The organism is Mesorhizobium delmotii, from assembly GCF_900149755.1.
GTDB classification, from domain to species: Bacteria; Pseudomonadota; Alphaproteobacteria; order Rhizobiales; family Rhizobiaceae; genus Mesorhizobium; species Mesorhizobium delmotii.
Window position 1 is genome coordinate 835,461 of the sequence record NZ_FUIG01000013.1, and the last position, 15,125, is coordinate 850,585.

The window sequence follows — 15,125 nt, forward strand, 5'->3', positions numbered from 1 at the left end:
CAAACACAAAAAAACCGGCCGCGAAAGTCGCAACCGGTCCCTACGGCCTTTCGGCCCGACGGTCCTTTAGCGACTTGTTTAACGTGGCTGCAAGCCGACCGGCCAAATCACCACGGGATAATGACCCTTTAGACCTGCACCGCGCTTGCGTCAATTGCCGGCATGATTAAGAGGTTGTACCAGCAGGTTCCGTGGCAAGGACCTGCAACAAAACGAGACCTCGCCCGGCCTTCGAGCGGAGCCAGACTTTGCGGCAGACAGGCATTCTTCCCGATCAGGACATTTCCGCGCTGTTCCAGTCGGGCGCTCTGAAATCGCCGCGCGCGCTTGATGCCGACCAGGTCCAGCCGGCCAGCCTCGACCTCAGGCTTGGCGACAAGGCCTGGCGGGTGCGCGCCTCCTTCCTTCCCGGCCCCAACCACAGGGTTGCTGAAAAACTCGACCGTCTGAAGCTGCACGAAATCAATCTCGCTGATGGTGCGGTGCTGGAGACGGGCTGCGTCTATATCGTGCCGCTGCTCGAGAGCCTGGCGCTTCCGGCAAGCATTTCCGCCTCCGCCAACCCGAAGAGCTCGACCGGACGGCTCGACATCTTCACCCGCGTGATGACCGATCGTGGCCACGAGTTCGACAAGATCGCTGCCGGCTACAACGGCCCGCTCTATCTGGAAGTCAGCCCGCGCACCTTTCCGATCGTTGTCCGCGCCGGCTCGCGGCTGTCTCAGGTCAGGTTCCGCACCGGCAATGCGCTTTTGTCGGAAAGCGAGCTGCACGAATTGCACCGTGCCGAGACGCTCGTCGCCACCGAGCCGCCGAATATTTCCGGCGGCGGTATTGCGCTGTCGATCGACCTCGATGGCGACAAGGACGGGCTGGTCGGCTACCGCGGCAAGCACCACACCGGCCTGGTCGATGTCGACAAGCGCGCGGCACAGGATGTCGTCGATTTCTGGGATCCGCTCTACAAGAGCGGCGCCGGCGAACTGGTGCTCGATCCGGACGAATTTTATATCCTCGTCAGCCAGGAAGCGGTGCATGTGCCGCCGCTCTACGCCGCCGAGATGACGCCCTTCGATCCGCTGGTTGGCGAATTCCGTGTTCACTATGCCGGTTTCTTCGATCCGGGCTTCGGCCATTCGTCGGCCGGCGGCACCGGCAGCAGGGCGGTGCTCGAAGTGCGCAGCCACGAAGTGCCGTTCATCCTCGACCACGGCCAGATCGTCGGGCGGCTGGTCTACGAGCACATGCTGAAGCGGCCGCAGGCGCTCTACGGCACTGATCTCGGCTCGCACTACCAGGCACAGGGCCTGAAACTGTCCAAGCATTTCCGCGCCGCGCGCTGATCGCCGATCAAATCAGACTGTGCTTGCCTGACCTTGTGGGCCGTGCTTGGTTGTGCCCAGCCGTTAAGGTGGTTGGAACCAAGGGAACAAGAAATGCAGATTTCAAGATGGATCGCATCGACAGCAGCAGCTGCCATGCTGGTGGTGGCTGCCGGGTCCTTGTCGGCGCAAGCACAGGAAAAGTTGAAGATCGCCACCGAAGGCGCTTATCCGCCGTTCAACACCATCACCGCGGATGGCAAGCTCGTCGGCTTCGACATCGACATTGCCAATGCGCTTTGCGCTCAGATGAAGGTCGAATGCGAACTTGTCACGCAGGACTGGGACGGCATGATCCCAGCGCTCCAGGCCAGAAAATTCGACGCCATCATCGCGTCCATGAGCATCACCGAGGAGCGCAAGAAGCAGGTCTCCTTCACCAACAAATACTATACGACGCCGCTTTCGCTGGTGGCCCTGAAGGACAGCGATATTGCCTCGACCGAACCCGCAGCACTCGCCGGCAAGACAGTCGGCGCGCAGGCTTCGACCACCCAGGCCGACTATGCCCAGGATGTCTATAGCAAGGCAGGCGCCGAGGCGAAGCTTTACCCGACCCAGGAGGAGGCGGTCGCCGACCTGATGAACGGCCGTCTCGATGCCGTCCTTTCAGACAAATTCGTGCTGATGGACTGGATGAAGAAGTCGAGCGACGGCTGCTGCAAGATGGTCGGCGACGTCAAGGGCACCGAGACCGAAGCCGGTATCGCCGTGCGCAAGGAAGACAATGCGCTGCGCGAAAAGCTCAACGCCGCGATCGATGCAATCGTCGCAGACGGCACCTACAAGAAGATCCAGGCCAAATATTTCGATTTCGATATTTATTGAGGTCGGTATGCTTCGCGCGTCCTTCCCTTCTCCCCCTTGTGGGAGAAGGTGGATTGGCGCGCAGCGCCAAGACGGTTGAGGGGTGCTGGACGGAATGATGGGTTGGCGTTCCCTGGAACACCCCTCATCCGACCGAGCGGAGCCTGTCCTCGGGCTTGCCGGAGGCAAGACCCGTGGGCTCGGCCACCTTCTCCCACAAGGGGAGAAGGAGAGGTGCCACCTTACAGCGCCTTCACCGCCACCTTCACCGGCTGCTCGATTTCAAGCGGGTTGCGTAGCGGCAGGCCGAAATCCTTGGCCTCGATCTCGAACACGTCGCCGGCCTCGGTCCTGACGCCGTCGGCGAAGGACAGCGTTGCCGTGCCGAACATGTGCACATGCACGTCGCCCGGCTGGCGGAAGGCCGAATATTTGAAGTGGTGATGTTCGAGATTGGCGATGGTATGCGACATGTTCGCCTCGCCCGACAGGAATGGCTTTTCCCACAGCAGCTTGCCGTCGCGGACGATGCGCGAGGTACCCCTGACGTCGGACGGCAGTTCGCCGATCAGGATCTCCGGCCCGAACGAAGCGTTGCGCAGCTTGGAATGCGCGAGGAAAAGATAGTTCACGCGCTCGGTGACATGGTCGGAAAACTCGTTTGACAGCGTGAAGCCGACGCGGAAAGGGGCGCCGTCGTCGCCGATGACATAGATGCCGGCGACTTCCGGCTCCTCGCCGGCATCCTCGGCGAAGGCGGGCGACAGAAGTGCCGCACCGGGCGCCACCGCCATGGTGCCGTTGCCCTTGTAGAACCATTCCGGCTGCACGCCCGTCTGGCCCTTGGCCGGCTTGCCACCTTCCAGCCCCATGCGGAACATCTTCATGGAATCGGTGAGCTGCTCCTCGCCGTCGGTGCTGAGCTTCTTGTGCATGGAATCGCGGGTCGCGGCGGAGCCGAGATGTGTCAGCCCGGTGCCGGTGAGGTGGAGATGCGCCGGGTCGGGATGGTTGATTGGCGACAACAGCCGCCCCTTCTTGTAGGCGGCATCGAGGTCGACCGCTTCACCGAAGCCCTTGCGCTCGATGAGGGCGACAAGTCCGGTGCCTGTGCGCGCGGCCTCCATCGCCAGCGAATAGACGCTGCGGGCGCCGTTGATGATACGGGTCTTGCCGCCGTTGCGGGCAACGACGCGGATGGTCTCTGCGTCGTCGAGGATCTGGGAGATCAGCATGATGTACCCTCTCTCAATTGCCTTTGGCCTGGCTGCCGGGTTGGCAAACCTTGACCAGCGCGGCTCGGATAGTATCCGCGCCACTGGTGAACTGTTCGTCCGGATTGCGCTCGCGGGCCCGGTCCCTGAGGGACTTCTTTGCGCCGCCCGGCAGCGCCGCGATGTGACCCGTGCCTCCTAAACGCGCGCCGCGTTTGAAAGGCGGCCCGCTTTAATCCTTGTTTTTATGCATGTCGTTGTCCCAACACGCTGCACACGTTTGGCGACCTGCATGAGTTCCCTCGCCCTCAAGCCTTGTTCTTGTTGTAGACGTCGAAGACCACGGCGCCGAGCAGCACCAGGCCTTTGACCACCTGTTGCCAATCGACATTGACGCCCATGATCGACATGCCGTTGTTCATGACGCCCATGATGAAACCGCCGACCACCGCGCCAATAACCTGACCGACGCCGCCCATCGCCGAAGCGCCGCCGATGAACACGGCGGCGATGACGTCGAGCTCGCTGCCGAGGCCGGCCGCCGGCACCGCCTGGCCAAGGCGCGCCGCAATGATCAGCCCGCCGAGCGCCGAGAGCACGCCCATATTGATGAACACCATCAGGGTCAGCCGCTCGGTCTTGATACCCGATAGCTGCGCCGCCTTGGCATTGCCGCCCATTGCGTAGATACGGCGGCCGACCGTCATGCGTTTGGTGACGAAGACGAACAGCGCGATCAGCACGCCCATCACCACGAGAACGATTGGCAGACCTCTGTAGGTGGCGAATTGGTAGACCAGAAACAGCGCCAGAGCGCTGGTCACCAGGGTCTTGACGACGAACAGCGTGAAGGGTTCGGCTTGGTAGCCATGCCGCTCGCGGCTGCGCCGTGCCCTGAGTCCGAAATAGGCATAGGCGAGCACGGCAACGAGGCCGATCACGATCGTCGTCATGTGCAGCGTCAGCCCGCTGCCGACGATGGTCTTGCCGGCGGCGTTCACGACCGGCGGGATCAGCGTCAACGAGCCGATCACGTCCGGAATGAAGCCGGAACTGAGCGCCTTGAAGCCGGCTGGAAGCGGCCCCACGGAAGACCCGCCACCCAGCAGCGCCTGGCAGATGCCGCGAAAGATCAGCATCCCCGCCAGCGTGACGATGAAGCTCGGTATTCGGTGATAGGCGATCCAGTAGCCTTGTCCCGCGCCGATCGCGCCGCCGATGATCAGGCAGATGATCGACACCACCAGCGGATTGCTGAAAGGGCCGAGAGGCCAGATGACCATCATCATCGCCGCCAGCGCGCCGATGAAACCGGCGACGGACCCGACGCTGAGATCGATATGGCCGGAGACGATCACCAGCAGCATGCCCAGCGCCATCACGATGATGAAGCTGTTCTGCTGCACCAGGTTACTCAAGTTCACCGGCTTGAACAGCGTTCCGGACGTCGTGTACTGGAAGAATACCATGATGGCGATAAGCGCCAGGATCAGGCCGTATTCGCGCAGGTTGGTGACCAGCGCCGAGACGGCAACGCGCGGCCCCTGCTGCACATCTTCGGCGACGCCGCTTTTCGGGACGGGAGCGCTTTCGGTGCTCATGATGCTTTTCCTTCTCCGCGAACGATGGCGCGCATGATCTTTTCCTGGCTGGCATCGCTCGCCGCCATTTCGCCGACGATACGTCCTTCGTTCATGACATAGATGCGGTCGGTGATGCCGAGCAGTTCGGGCATCTCCGACGAGATGACGATGATCGCCTTACCCTCCGAGGCGAGACGCGCGATGATCGTGTAGATTTCATACTTGGCACCAACGTCGATGCCGCGCGTCGGCTCGTCGAGGATCAGCACCTCCGGATTGGCGAACAGCCACTTCGACAGCACCACCTTCTGTTGATTGCCGCCCGATAGATTGCCGGTCATCTGATAAACGCTGGACGAGCGGATGTTGGTTTTGGCCTTGTAGTCGTTGGCGACGGCGAGCTCGCGCATGTCGTCGATCACGCTATGGCGCGACACGCCGGGAAGATTGGCCAGCGTGATGTTGTGCTTGATGTGATCGATCAGGTTGAGACCGTAGGTCTTGCGGTCCTCGGTGACGTAAGCAATGCCGTGTTCCACTGCCTTGCTGACAGAGGAGACATCGATGGGCCTGCCCTTGAGCAGCACCTCGCCCGTGATGCGGCGGCCATAGGAGCTGCCGAACAGGCTCATCGCGAATTCGGTGCGTCCGGCGCCCATCAGCCCGGCGATACCCACCACCTCGCCCTTGCGGACGTCGATGTCGATGCCCTTGATCACTTGCCGCTCGGCATGGATCGGGTGATAGACCGACCAGTTCCTCACCTGGAGCACGATCTCACCGATCTCGGGCTCGCGCGACGGATAACGGTCGTCTAGCGAGCGGCCGACCATCGAGGTGATGATGCGGTCTTCCGAAATGTCTTTCTTAGGCAGCGTCTCGATGGTCCGCCCGTCGCGGATGATCGTGACCTTGTCGGCGACCCGGTTGATCTCGTTGAGCTTGTGCGAGATCAGGATCGAGGTGATGCCCTGCCGCTTGAATTCGAGCAGCAGGTCGAGCAGCGCCTGGCTGTCCTTTTCGGACAGGCTCGCCGTCGGTTCGTCGAGGATCAGCAGCTGCACTTCCTTGCTGAGCGCCTTGGCGATCTCGACCAACTGCTGCTTGCCGACACCGATATTGGTAATCAGCGTCTTGGGGTCTTCCTTAAGGCCCACCTTCTTGAGCAGAGCGCTGGTGCGCGTCTCGTTGGCGTTCCAGTCGATGACACCGTATCTGGCGTGCTCGTTGCCGAGAAAGATGTTTTCGGCGATCGACAGCATCGGAACCAGCGCGAGTTCCTGGTGGATGATGACGATGCCGCGGCGCTCGCTGTCGTGGATGCCCTTGAAATGGCACTCATCGCCGCGATAGATGATTTCGCCGTCATAAGTGCCGGATGGATACACGCCCGACAGCACCTTCATCAGCGTCGACTTGCCGGCGCCGTTCTCGCCGACAACGGCGTGGATCTCGCCTTCCTCGACGCTGAGGTTGACATTCGACAGCGCCTTGACGCCGGGAAACGTCTTGGTGATGTCACGCATCTCCAAAATCGTCGAGGCCATCAGGAATACCACTCCTCCGAGGTCCGCAAACAATACCGGTGTCGCTCGCTAACGAAAAGGGGTCCTGCGCTGCGCAGGACCCCGGTTTTTACAACTGCGGTTACTTCAGCTCTTCGGCCTTGATGTAGCCGGAATCGACCACCAGCGCCTGGTAGTTCGACTTGTCGACCTCATGCGGCGTCAGCAGGATCGAGGGGACGACCTTGACGTCGTTGTTGTAGGTCGTGGTGTCGAGGCCTTCCGGCTTGCCGCCCGAGAGCACCTTGTCGACGAGTTCGACCGTCGCCTTGGCGAGTTCGCGGGTGTCCTTGAACACCGTCGAGTACTGCTCGCCGGCGATGATCGCCTTGACCGAAGCGGTTTCGGCGTCCTGGCCGGTGACGATTGGCCAGGGCTGATCGGCCGTGCCGTAACCGACGGCGCGCAGCGAGGCGATGATACCGCGCGACAGACCGTCATACGGCGAGAGCACGCCATCGACGCGGCTGCCATCCGAGTAGTTGGCGGAGAGCAGATTGTCCATGCGGGCCTGGGCGGTCGCTGCCAGCCAGCGGAGCGTGCCGACCTTGTCCATGCCCATCTGGCCGGACTTCACCACGAGGGTCTTGTCGTCGATCAGCGGCTGCAGAACGGACATCGCGCCGTCGTAGAAGAAAAAGGCGTTGTTGTCGTCCGGCGAACCGCCGAACAACTCGATGTTGAATGGACCCTTGTTTTCGGGATAGCCGAGGCCCTTGAGCAGCGATTTCGCCTGGATGACGCCGACGCCGAAATTGTCGAACGTGGTGTAGTAGTCGACATTCGCGGTCTTCTTGATCAGCCGGTCATAGGCGACGACGACGACGCCGGCGTCAGCCGCCTTCTGCAGGGCGTCCGACATCGTGGTGCCGTCGATCGAGGCGATGATCAGTGCCTTCGGGCCTTTGGTGATTTCGTTTTCCAACTGGCTGAGCTGATTGGGGATATCGTCCTGCGCATATTGCAGGTCGACAGTGTAGCCCAGAGCCTCGAGCTGGGACTTGACGGCGTCGCCGTCGTTGATCCAGCGCTGCGAGGTCTTGGTCGGCATCAGCACGCCGATGAGGCCTTCGCCTGCCTGCGCCGGGACCGTCGTGGCCGCGATGCTAAGGGCCGCGACGGCGGCCAGTGTCTTGATGATCTTCACATTAACTCTCCCTGGTTGATGGACGCGCACCCTGGGTTTCGTGGGCCGCGCGATCGCGCAGGAGCGCCAAACGCGCCGCTGCCGTCATATCGATCTCCGGTATCCTCCCAATCGGCCCTGAGACTCCGGTTCCAGTCGATGCGATTTTTCTCGCTGGCGACGGTCAAGCCTCAGGACGCGCCAAGGGTGTGGCTCTTTGCCATAACTGTCAAATGCGATCTTTGGTGGTTGCTATACCCAAACTGATATACTGAAAGTGGACAAAAGATCTGGCCGGATTGCCGGCCGGCCACGAGTGAGGAGCAAACGGAGATCATGGCGGCGCTACGGGATCCTACTGGACTTTCAGATGGTTATGGCGAAAGTCCCGGCAGGAGTGAGACCCTGCTGCGCAGCGGCCTCAGTCTTCGCCACATGCGCATGATCGCAGCCCTCGATGACCATGGCCGGGTCAGCGCGGCAGCCCAGGTCATGAACATTTCCCAGCCCGCCGCCTCGCGCATGATCGCCGAGATGGAGGCGGTGCTCGATGTCAAGCTGTGCGAAAGGCTGCCGCGCGGCATCACGCTGACGCCCTATGGCAAGGCGTTGGCGAGGCGCGCGCGTTCGATCCTGCTCGAGATGCGTGAAGTCGACCGCGAGATATCGGAGCTCAAGGCGGGCAAGGGCGGCTCGGTGTTCCTGGGCGCGGTGACGGCCCCTGCGATCGAGCTCGCCGTGCCGGCGATCCGCGAAATCCGGCGCATCTATCCGCGTATCGAGATCACAATGCAGGTCGAGACCTCCAATGTGCTGGCGCGCGAGTTGATCGCCACACGTCACGATTTCATCATCGCGCGCATCCCCGACGACCTTAATCCACGGCTGTTCGAGGCCCGCGTTATCGGCGTCGAAAAAGCCTGCCTGATCGTGCGCCGCGGCCACCCGCTGGCTAAGGGCAAGGCGGTGCGGCTGGAGGAGACCGCCGCCTACGACTGGGTTTTCCAGTCGGGCGGCTCGCCGCTGCGCCAGGCGATGGAGAGCAATTTCCTGAACCGCAACATCGCGCTGCCGGACCGCATCCTCAACACCAGCTCGCTGCTCCTGACCCTGGTCATGGTCGCGCAGTCGGACGCCATCGCGCCGGTGTCGATCCAGGTGGCGAAATTCATCCAGAACCCCGAGGGGCTGGCCGGCGCCATCGACGTCGTCCAGACCGAGTTCGACATCGAGGTCAGGCCTTATAGCCTGATCACCGTAAAAAATCGCGCGCTGTCGCCGGCAGCCAAGATGCTGCACGACTTCATTTTGAGAGAGGTAGGCTGACGGCGTTAAATCAAGCAATCCATTGCCGATCCACTGCATAGCTATCGCAGCTGCACGGTCTTCGGTCATGTCGCTTCAATTCAGAATATCGCTCGAGCGAAGGAACCACACAGGGCCGTGCCGCGTCATAGAAGCGGGCTCCTGTTGCAGCCCCAGCGAGACCATCGATGATCAGGCTCCTCCTCGTTTTCGCCGCGATGCTTGCCCTGGCTTGCGGCGGAGCGCGGGCAGCCAAGCTGGACCTAACCACCGTCAATCAAGCCCAGTTCGCCGCCGGCGAACCGAAGGATGCCGATCCGACCGTGTTGAAGGCGCAGATTCTCTTGGATCGCGCCCGCTTCTCGCCGGGCCTGATCGACGGCCGGCTTTCAGAGAACTTCGCCAAGGCGATCGGCGCCTTTCAGGCGGCGAACGGACTCCATTCCGACGGCAAGCTCACTCGGGAGACCTGGGACAAGCTCATGGCAACTTCCACCGACCCGGTGCTGGTCACCTATGAGGTGACGCGCAAGGATGTGCGCGGACCCTTCACCAGGCGTATCCCGGCTCGCCTGGAGAGGATGGCCCGTCTGCGGCGGCTCGGCTATCGCACCGCGGCAGAGAAGCTGGCGGAGCGCTTCCATGTCAGCGAACAGTTGCTCAGGATGCTCAATCCGGGCATCGGCTTCAGGAAGCCCGGCACGACCCTGGTGGTGCCTGATATTGGCCGGGGCGATCCTCCCGCTGGCGTCGCCCGCATCGAGGTCGACAAGGGCGCTCGCTTGGTGCGCGTGCTCGACCATTCCGGCAAATGGCTCGCAGTCTACCCCGCCTCGATTGGGAGTGATGAAAACCCGGCGCCAAGCGGCATGGCGGAGGTCAAGCGCGTGGTGCACAACCCTACCTATCACTACGATCCGGACTTCGCTTTCAAGGGAGTCCGGACCAAGCGGCCCTTCACCATCGCTGCTGGGCCGAACAATCCCGTGGGATCGGTCTGGATCGATCTCTCCATCGAAAGCTACGGCATCCACGGTACCCCCGACCCGGGCAAGATCGGCACGACCTTCTCGCATGGCTGCATCCGACTGACCAATTGGGATGCCGAAGACCTCGGCTCTATCGTGCAGCCGGGCACGAAAGTCGAGTTCAAGAACGAGATCGCCCGCGCCGTCGACGAGCTTGCTCCGTAGCCAATGGATTGGCCACCCTCAAGATGCCAAGTCGAAGGAGTTCCAGATCCATTGAACATCGGCTTCGGGAAGAGAATTCGATCGAGGAAAGTCCGCGGTTGGTGGTTTGCAGTAGTCTGCCCTGCCATGTCGCCAATTGGATAAATCGAGTTCCACCGAGACTTTGGCAGGGTCAGGCTTCATGCTAATTTGATCCACCCTTCGTGGAGGTCAGTGCGTGTCGCAATTGGCAACTTTGCTGCTGGGATCGTGGAGGATGATTTCCTGGACTTATGAGGTCCTTGAATCCGGCGAAGTCAGAGACGCTTTGGGAAAGAATCCCAGAGGCGTTATCACCTATGCTGCGGATGGCCGAGTGATGGTCCTCGTGCTTAATGAAGATCGCATTACACCCAACGACCTTGTCCCTACTCCTGAAGAAAAGATCGAACTCTACGATTCGATGTTTGCCTATGCAGGGACATACACGGTCGAAGATGATCGAGTTATTCACCATATTGACATGAGCTGGAACGCGACGTGGGAGGGCACCCAGCAAGTTCGTTTCGTCGATACGGACAGTCGAATGCTGACTTACAAATCAGCCCCAGCGAAAAACCCCCTTGACGGTCGCGACTGCATTCACACCGTCAGGTTCGAGAAGATCGTTTCGCCTCATGACTAACGGTGCAACTCGCATAAGTCCGCCCGCGGGCGACGATAATGGCCCATCCGCATGACGACCGGAACGGTGAGCGGTCGTTTGGATCGTGTGCACCTGAAGGCGCGCAAGGGTGGACATGCGACCTCGCCGAAGCGCCGACGGCGATTCCAGGAACCGAAGCAAAACTAAAACCGTAAAACTGCCTGTAAAACTGGTGGGTTTCAGCTCTTGCTAAATCAGTCACAAACCTTTGCGGAACAAGCTGGAGCGGGTAGCGGGAATCGAACCCGCGCGTTCAGCTTGGGAAGCTGACAAGCTACCATTACATCATACCCGCGCAGCAGCCTCGTTACCACGCAAGCCGGCGTTCGGGCAATGGTTAAGCGTGCACTCGTGCCTTGCCGGCCGCCCGACTGTTACTCCGTCGTGGCAAGGGCATCGTCTGCGGCAAAGGCCGGCCAGTATTTCGAAATTGCCAGCGTGGCCCCGATTGAAGAGAAATGGCCATAGTCGAAATAAAGAAACTGGCCTGCGTCGGCGTAGGAGCAGCGTCCTGCACTACAGAGGAAATTCAGCGGATCGATAAAGGTGGCGCCTTTGGTAAATGAGCGCACACGGTTGTTGATGTCGGGATCCATGGCCATTGGCCAGGACGTATCATCGAGATTTTCGCGCTTTGCGAAGAACGCGATTTTCCGAACGTCGGTTATGAACTGTGGAGACTGGCCGATGACAAACACACGCACACCCAGGCCACGAAGCGTATCGATCGTTTGCTGGAGACCGTCGAAACTTCTGGCCTCGTAGTCGGTCCACCGACCGCTGAGTACAACCGTCTTGATGCCGGCGTCCTGGACGATCTTCAGGGCTTGCTGATTGAACCGGATGCAATCCGGGCGTGCATAGGAGAAGTAGGAGAGAATCGGTGGGCAGCCTGCGTAAGTGTATTCCACGATGTTGGCCTGTAGTTGATTTATGTTGGCGTCCAGGCCTGAAACATAGTGAGCGGCGAACGAGTCGCCCCACAACAAAACGGTTGTTGGGAAACCGCGAGTGCGCGTGCAATCCTCGATATTCCAGCTTTCGATCCGGCTGGAGCCCTCGTTGAAACAGGTGCCATTGCCCCAGTCCCCGACAGGAATCCGCTGTTGGGCATAGTCCGGAAACCTTTGCGGAAAGCCGTTGCCGAGCGCCCCGGCCGCCCCGCCAACGCAAAGAAGAGCGATTGCGCCCGCTGAAAAGGCGAAGATCGGCACCGGGGCGGTGAAGCTCCTTTTCTGCCGAAACGGCTGCTCGATGTACTTCCAGGAAAATGCAGCCAATGCGAAGCTTGCAACCGTCATCGCAACGGTCATCGACAGGTCGAGTTTTTGTAACGAAAGATAGTGCGCGAACGCATTGATCGGCCAGTGAACAAGATACAGCGAATAGGAGATGAGGCCTATCCAGACCAGCGGCCGAACTTCGAGTATGCGGCTGGCGATCGTCGAGGGGCTATTTTGGCCGACATAGATAAGGAGGGCCGTTCCGAGGCACGGATACAAAGCGTTGTAGCCCGGGAACGGGTCGCTCTCCGAGATCGCAAAGAACCCGATGGCGAGAAGGCCAAATCCGGCCAGCCCGACCAGTTCCATAAGGAACCGGTTGCTCAACGGCGGGGGCCGTTTCAGCATGAGCACCGCGCCCACCACGAGTTCCCAGACTCGTGTCGGCAGCAGGTAGAATCCCGCGTTTGGCGCCAGCCATGTCGCCATGACCGCCAGCACGAAGCTGCCGAGAATGATCGGCAGGAGTATCGTCAGCCAGCGCTTGGCAAAATAGCGATAGATCAGGAACATCAGGATTGGGGCAAAGATATAGTACTGCTCCTCGACCGAAAGCGACCAGGTGTGCAACAGCGGTCGGAGCTCGGCATCGATGGAGAAGTAATTTGACGTCTTCCAAAAATAGATGTTCGACCAGAAAGTCGAGGCCGCTATGACGCTGAGACTGAATTCGTGCAGATCTGACGGCAGAAGAATGAACAATGCCGCAATGCAGCTGAGAAGCGTGACAAAGATCAGAGCCGGCAGGATGCGCCGGGCACGGCGCCAATAGAAGCTGATGATCGAAAACTGGCCGCGTTCAAGGTCGTCCAGAAGGCTTCCGGTGATCAGGTAGCCGGATATGACGAAGAAGATATCGACGCCGGTAAAGCCGCCTGGAATTGCCGAGATTCCGAAATGGAAGAGTACAACCGGCAGGACCGCAACGGCCCGAAGACCATCGATATCGCGCCTGTACTTCATTCAAAAAGTCCTGTGTTCGCAGGTCACGGCGAGACGGCGCAGTCCGTCCATCACCGGGCGATACGAGTGGGTCTGGCAGATCGATATCAACGGGTCACCCTCTGTCGCCTAATTTTGCTGCACTGCAGCATCGGTGTCAAGACTGGCGAGCAGACAATCCGGCCAACCCGCCGTCCGGGGCAACTGGAGTTGGTGACCGCCTTGATGCCAGCGCGGCAAGTGCGTATTTCTGGACCTGTAACCGAATCTGGAGACACGCCTTGTCCGCACTAACGCGCTTTCTCGGCGATACGCCGCTCCGGGTGCTCCTGAAGCTGCTGGTGGTTTCGTTCCTCGTCGGCCTTGTCATGAACGCATTCGGCTGGTCGCCGATGGATGTGCTCTACGGCATCCGGAATTTCTTCGTCGATCTCTGGAATCTGGGCTTCCGTGCTATTGACCGTTTTCTCGGTTATATCCTGCTGGGCGCGGCGATCGTCATTCCGGTCTTCATCCTGCTCAGGATCGCCAACTATCGGAAATGAGCCGACAGCTAGCCTATAGCCTAGCATCCCAATATGAAGGATTCCCGTGCTTCGGACCGTGATGCAGCTTCATCAGGAAGGGTTCTGTTGCAGGAATGGCAGCACAGGGCCGGACTGACGATCCGCGCCGTTGATCAACGCTGTTTGACATAATCATCAGTTTGCACTAATCATAAGTCATGACTGTTGGTAGTGCCCAGTTTGCTGCGCTTGGCGACCCGACGCGCCGCGCGATCATCGAGCTGATCGCGGCACGCCCGCGTTCGGTGGCTGAAATCACGCGGGAGGTGACGGTCTCCCAATCGGCCGTCTCTCAGCATCTCAAGGTGTTGCGCGAATCGCGCCTGGTTCGGGCCGAGCCGAAGGGTGCCAGCAACGTCTACCACATCGATCCGGCTGGGCTTGGCCAGATGCGTGCCTGGCTCGACCGGTTCTGGAGCAAGACCCTGTCGGCCTACAAGGTGGCCGTCGAGCAACCGCCAGAGGAGTCACAATGAACACTCATGTACCAGTTACGTCCGTGAAACAGTCCATCGTGGTCGAGGCGCCGATCGAACGCGCATTCAAGGTTTTCACCGAAGAATTCGGCAGCTTCAAGCCGCCCGAGCACAACATGCTCGCCGTCCCGATAGCCGAGACTGTGTTCGAGCGTCGGGTCGGCGGCTACCTCTACGATCGTGGCACCGACGGCAGCGAGTGCCGCTGAGCACCCGGTTGGCCTATGAGCCGCCCAACCGGGTGCTGCTCAGCTGGGATATCAGCCCGCAATGGCAGATCGAGACCGATCCGGACAAGACCAGTGAATGGGAGGTGCGGTTCACCTCTGAGACGGCTGAGAGGACTCGCGTCGAGCTCGAGCATCGAAACCTGGAACGTCACGGCCAAGGCTGGGAAAGCGAGCGCCATGGTGTCGCCAGCGATCAGGGCTGGCCGCTGTACCTCAAGCGGTTCGCCGATCTGCTGGCCTGCAAGGCCTGACGGCGGAGCGTTGGGATGCCCTAAGACGGGGACATCTCACCCACCGGGATTGCCTCCGTCCCGTTCTCACTGTGATCCTAAGGAGCGGAGATCAGCATGGAAGCCTACACCCTCAGCTTCGTCGGGGTGCTCGCGCTCTGTCTTCTATCCATTCTTTTGGCGATCTATTCGGGATCGTCCAAAGGCCGTGCCGGAGCGCTCTCCGGTCCAGTGGTCCCGGCCGACGACGACAACCTGCTCTACCGCATCGACCGTGTGCACATGAACTCTGTGGAGGCGCTGGCACCTTTCGTTGTGCCGGCCGTGCTGGCGATGATGGTAGGTGTTGGGGCGACCACCCTGGCAGTGCTAGTGTGGGCCCACATCGTAATCCGGCTGATTCATTTTGTGGTCTATTTGCGCGGCGGCAACGCCGCCAAAGGTGGTAGCGTCAGAACCATTCTCTATGTCTCGGGGGCACTGGTCACCCTAGTTCTTGTTGTCGTGACCGGCTGGGCAGCCATCCACTGAGGCATCG

15 protein-coding genes, 1 tRNA gene and 1 riboswitch are annotated in these 15,125 nt (G+C 60.5%); of the genes, 10 read left to right on the forward strand and 6 right to left on the reverse strand.

Annotated features, from left to right (window positions below; translation table 11 throughout):
• Positions 1-46: 46 nt before the first annotated feature.
• A riboswitch (SAM riboswitch) is annotated at positions 47-124 on the reverse strand.
• A gap of 124 nt (positions 125-248) precedes the next feature.
• A complete protein-coding gene (locus tag BQ8482_RS05475) occupies positions 249-1,343 on the forward strand; it encodes a 2'-deoxycytidine 5'-triphosphate deaminase (RefSeq protein ID WP_123147401.1) in 1,095 nt (364 codons plus the stop codon).
• Positions 1,344-1,436: 93 nt separating this feature from the next.
• Positions 1,437-2,210 carry an ABC transporter substrate-binding protein gene (locus BQ8482_RS05480; RefSeq protein WP_123146575.1) on the forward strand — a complete coding sequence of 258 codons (774 nt, stop codon included), beginning with the start codon at positions 1,437-1,439 and terminating at the stop codon, positions 2,208-2,210.
• A 221-nt stretch (positions 2,211-2,431) separates the two neighbouring features.
• Here BQ8482_RS05480 and araD1 read toward each other — a convergent pair whose 3' ends face one another.
• From araD1 to chvE, 4 genes are all read right to left on the reverse strand, one after another.
• Complete coding sequence (gene araD1 / locus BQ8482_RS05485; RefSeq protein ID WP_123146576.1) at positions 2,432-3,424, reverse strand: AraD1 family protein; 993 nt, start codon at positions 3,422-3,424, stop codon at positions 2,432-2,434.
• Between the two features lie 287 nt (positions 3,425-3,711).
• Entirely contained in the window at positions 3,712-5,004 is a 1,293-nt protein-coding gene (gene mmsB / locus BQ8482_RS05495) for a multiple monosaccharide ABC transporter permease (RefSeq protein ID WP_123146578.1), read from the reverse strand.
• Positions 5,001-6,533, reverse strand: coding sequence for a multiple monosaccharide ABC transporter ATP-binding protein (mmsA, locus tag BQ8482_RS05500; protein ID WP_123146579.1), 1,533 nt, complete (start codon positions 6,531-6,533; stop codon positions 5,001-5,003). Before mmsA ends, mmsB begins: the two co-directional genes overlap by 4 nt.
• 100 nt (positions 6,534-6,633) lie before the next feature.
• On the reverse strand, positions 6,634-7,698 hold the full coding sequence (chvE, locus tag BQ8482_RS05505) for a multiple monosaccharide ABC transporter substrate-binding protein (RefSeq protein ID WP_123146580.1): 1,065 nt from the start codon (positions 7,696-7,698) through the stop codon (positions 6,634-6,636).
• A 315-nt stretch (positions 7,699-8,013) separates the two neighbouring features.
• Between chvE and BQ8482_RS05510 the strand changes: the two genes are divergently transcribed.
• The 3 genes from BQ8482_RS05510 to BQ8482_RS05520 all read left to right on the forward strand — a co-directional run bounded on the left by BQ8482_RS05510 (position 8,014) and on the right by BQ8482_RS05520 (position 10,839).
• Positions 8,014-9,003 carry a LysR family transcriptional regulator gene (locus BQ8482_RS05510; protein WP_095493531.1) on the forward strand — a complete coding sequence of 330 codons (990 nt, stop codon included), beginning with the start codon at positions 8,014-8,016 and terminating at the stop codon, positions 9,001-9,003.
• Between the two features lie 167 nt (positions 9,004-9,170).
• Positions 9,171-10,175 carry a L,D-transpeptidase family protein gene (locus BQ8482_RS05515; protein ID WP_123146581.1) on the forward strand — a complete coding sequence of 335 codons (1,005 nt, stop codon included), beginning with the start codon at positions 9,171-9,173 and terminating at the stop codon, positions 10,173-10,175.
• Positions 10,176-10,392: 217 nt separating this feature from the next.
• Positions 10,393-10,839, forward strand: a complete 447-nt coding sequence (locus BQ8482_RS05520; RefSeq protein ID WP_133254697.1) for a lipocalin-like domain-containing protein — start codon at positions 10,393-10,395, stop codon at positions 10,837-10,839.
• A 242-nt stretch (positions 10,840-11,081) separates the two neighbouring features.
• Here the strand turns inward: BQ8482_RS05520 and BQ8482_RS05525 are convergent.
• Positions 11,082-11,155 (reverse strand) — tRNA-Gly (locus BQ8482_RS05525).
• A gap of 79 nt (positions 11,156-11,234) precedes the next feature.
• Positions 11,235-13,106 carry an acyltransferase family protein gene (locus BQ8482_RS05530; RefSeq protein WP_123146583.1) on the reverse strand — a complete coding sequence of 624 codons (1,872 nt, stop codon included), beginning with the start codon at positions 13,104-13,106 and terminating at the stop codon, positions 11,235-11,237.
• Between the two features lie 260 nt (positions 13,107-13,366).
• Between BQ8482_RS05530 and BQ8482_RS05535 the strand changes: the two genes are divergently transcribed.
• From BQ8482_RS05535 to BQ8482_RS05550, 5 genes are all read left to right on the forward strand, one after another.
• Positions 13,367-13,630, forward strand: coding sequence for a DUF6460 domain-containing protein (locus BQ8482_RS05535; RefSeq protein ID WP_123146584.1), 264 nt, complete (start codon positions 13,367-13,369; stop codon positions 13,628-13,630).
• Between the two features lie 179 nt (positions 13,631-13,809).
• Positions 13,810-14,127, forward strand: a complete 318-nt coding sequence (locus tag BQ8482_RS05540; protein WP_123146585.1) for an ArsR/SmtB family transcription factor — start codon at positions 13,810-13,812, stop codon at positions 14,125-14,127.
• Positions 14,124-14,336 carry an SRPBCC family protein gene (locus BQ8482_RS40265; RefSeq protein ID WP_342210934.1) on the forward strand — a complete coding sequence of 71 codons (213 nt, stop codon included), beginning with the start codon at positions 14,124-14,126 and terminating at the stop codon, positions 14,334-14,336. The genes BQ8482_RS05540 and BQ8482_RS40265 overlap by 4 nt, the downstream gene beginning before the upstream one ends.
• A gap of 8 nt (positions 14,337-14,344) precedes the next feature.
• A complete protein-coding gene (locus tag BQ8482_RS40270) occupies positions 14,345-14,608 on the forward strand; it encodes an SRPBCC domain-containing protein (protein WP_342210935.1) in 264 nt (87 codons plus the stop codon).
• A gap of 96 nt (positions 14,609-14,704) precedes the next feature.
• Positions 14,705-15,118: an MAPEG family protein gene (locus BQ8482_RS05550; protein ID WP_123146586.1), complete on the forward strand. Its 414-nt coding sequence runs from the start codon at positions 14,705-14,707 to the stop codon at positions 15,116-15,118.
• Positions 15,119-15,125: the final 7 nt, after the last annotated feature.

Bases quoted from the DNA above. Each gene is read 5' to 3' on its own strand.
- araD1 (WP_123146576.1), bottom strand. From the start codon at position 3,424: ATGCTGATCTCCCAGATCCTCGACGACGCAGAGACCATCCGCGTCGTT.
- BQ8482_RS05550 (WP_123146586.1), top strand. From the start codon at position 14,705: ATGGAAGCCTACACCCTCAGCTTCGTCGGGGTGCTCGCGCTCTGTCTT.
- BQ8482_RS05540 (WP_123146585.1), top strand. From the start codon at position 13,810: ATGACTGTTGGTAGTGCCCAGTTTGCTGCGCTTGGCGACCCGACGCGC.
- BQ8482_RS40265 (WP_342210934.1), top strand. From the start codon at position 14,124: ATGAACACTCATGTACCAGTTACGTCCGTGAAACAGTCCATCGTGGTC.
- mmsA (WP_123146579.1), bottom strand. From the start codon at position 6,533: ATGGCCTCGACGATTTTGGAGATGCGTGACATCACCAAGACGTTTCCC.
- BQ8482_RS05480 (WP_123146575.1), top strand. From the start codon at position 1,437: ATGCAGATTTCAAGATGGATCGCATCGACAGCAGCAGCTGCCATGCTG.
- mmsB (WP_123146578.1), bottom strand. From the start codon at position 5,004: ATGAGCACCGAAAGCGCTCCCGTCCCGAAAAGCGGCGTCGCCGAAGAT.
- BQ8482_RS05515 (WP_123146581.1), top strand. From the start codon at position 9,171: ATGATCAGGCTCCTCCTCGTTTTCGCCGCGATGCTTGCCCTGGCTTGC.
- BQ8482_RS05530 (WP_123146583.1), bottom strand. From the start codon at position 13,106: ATGAAGTACAGGCGCGATATCGATGGTCTTCGGGCCGTTGCGGTCCTG.
- BQ8482_RS05510 (WP_095493531.1), top strand. From the start codon at position 8,014: ATGGCGGCGCTACGGGATCCTACTGGACTTTCAGATGGTTATGGCGAA.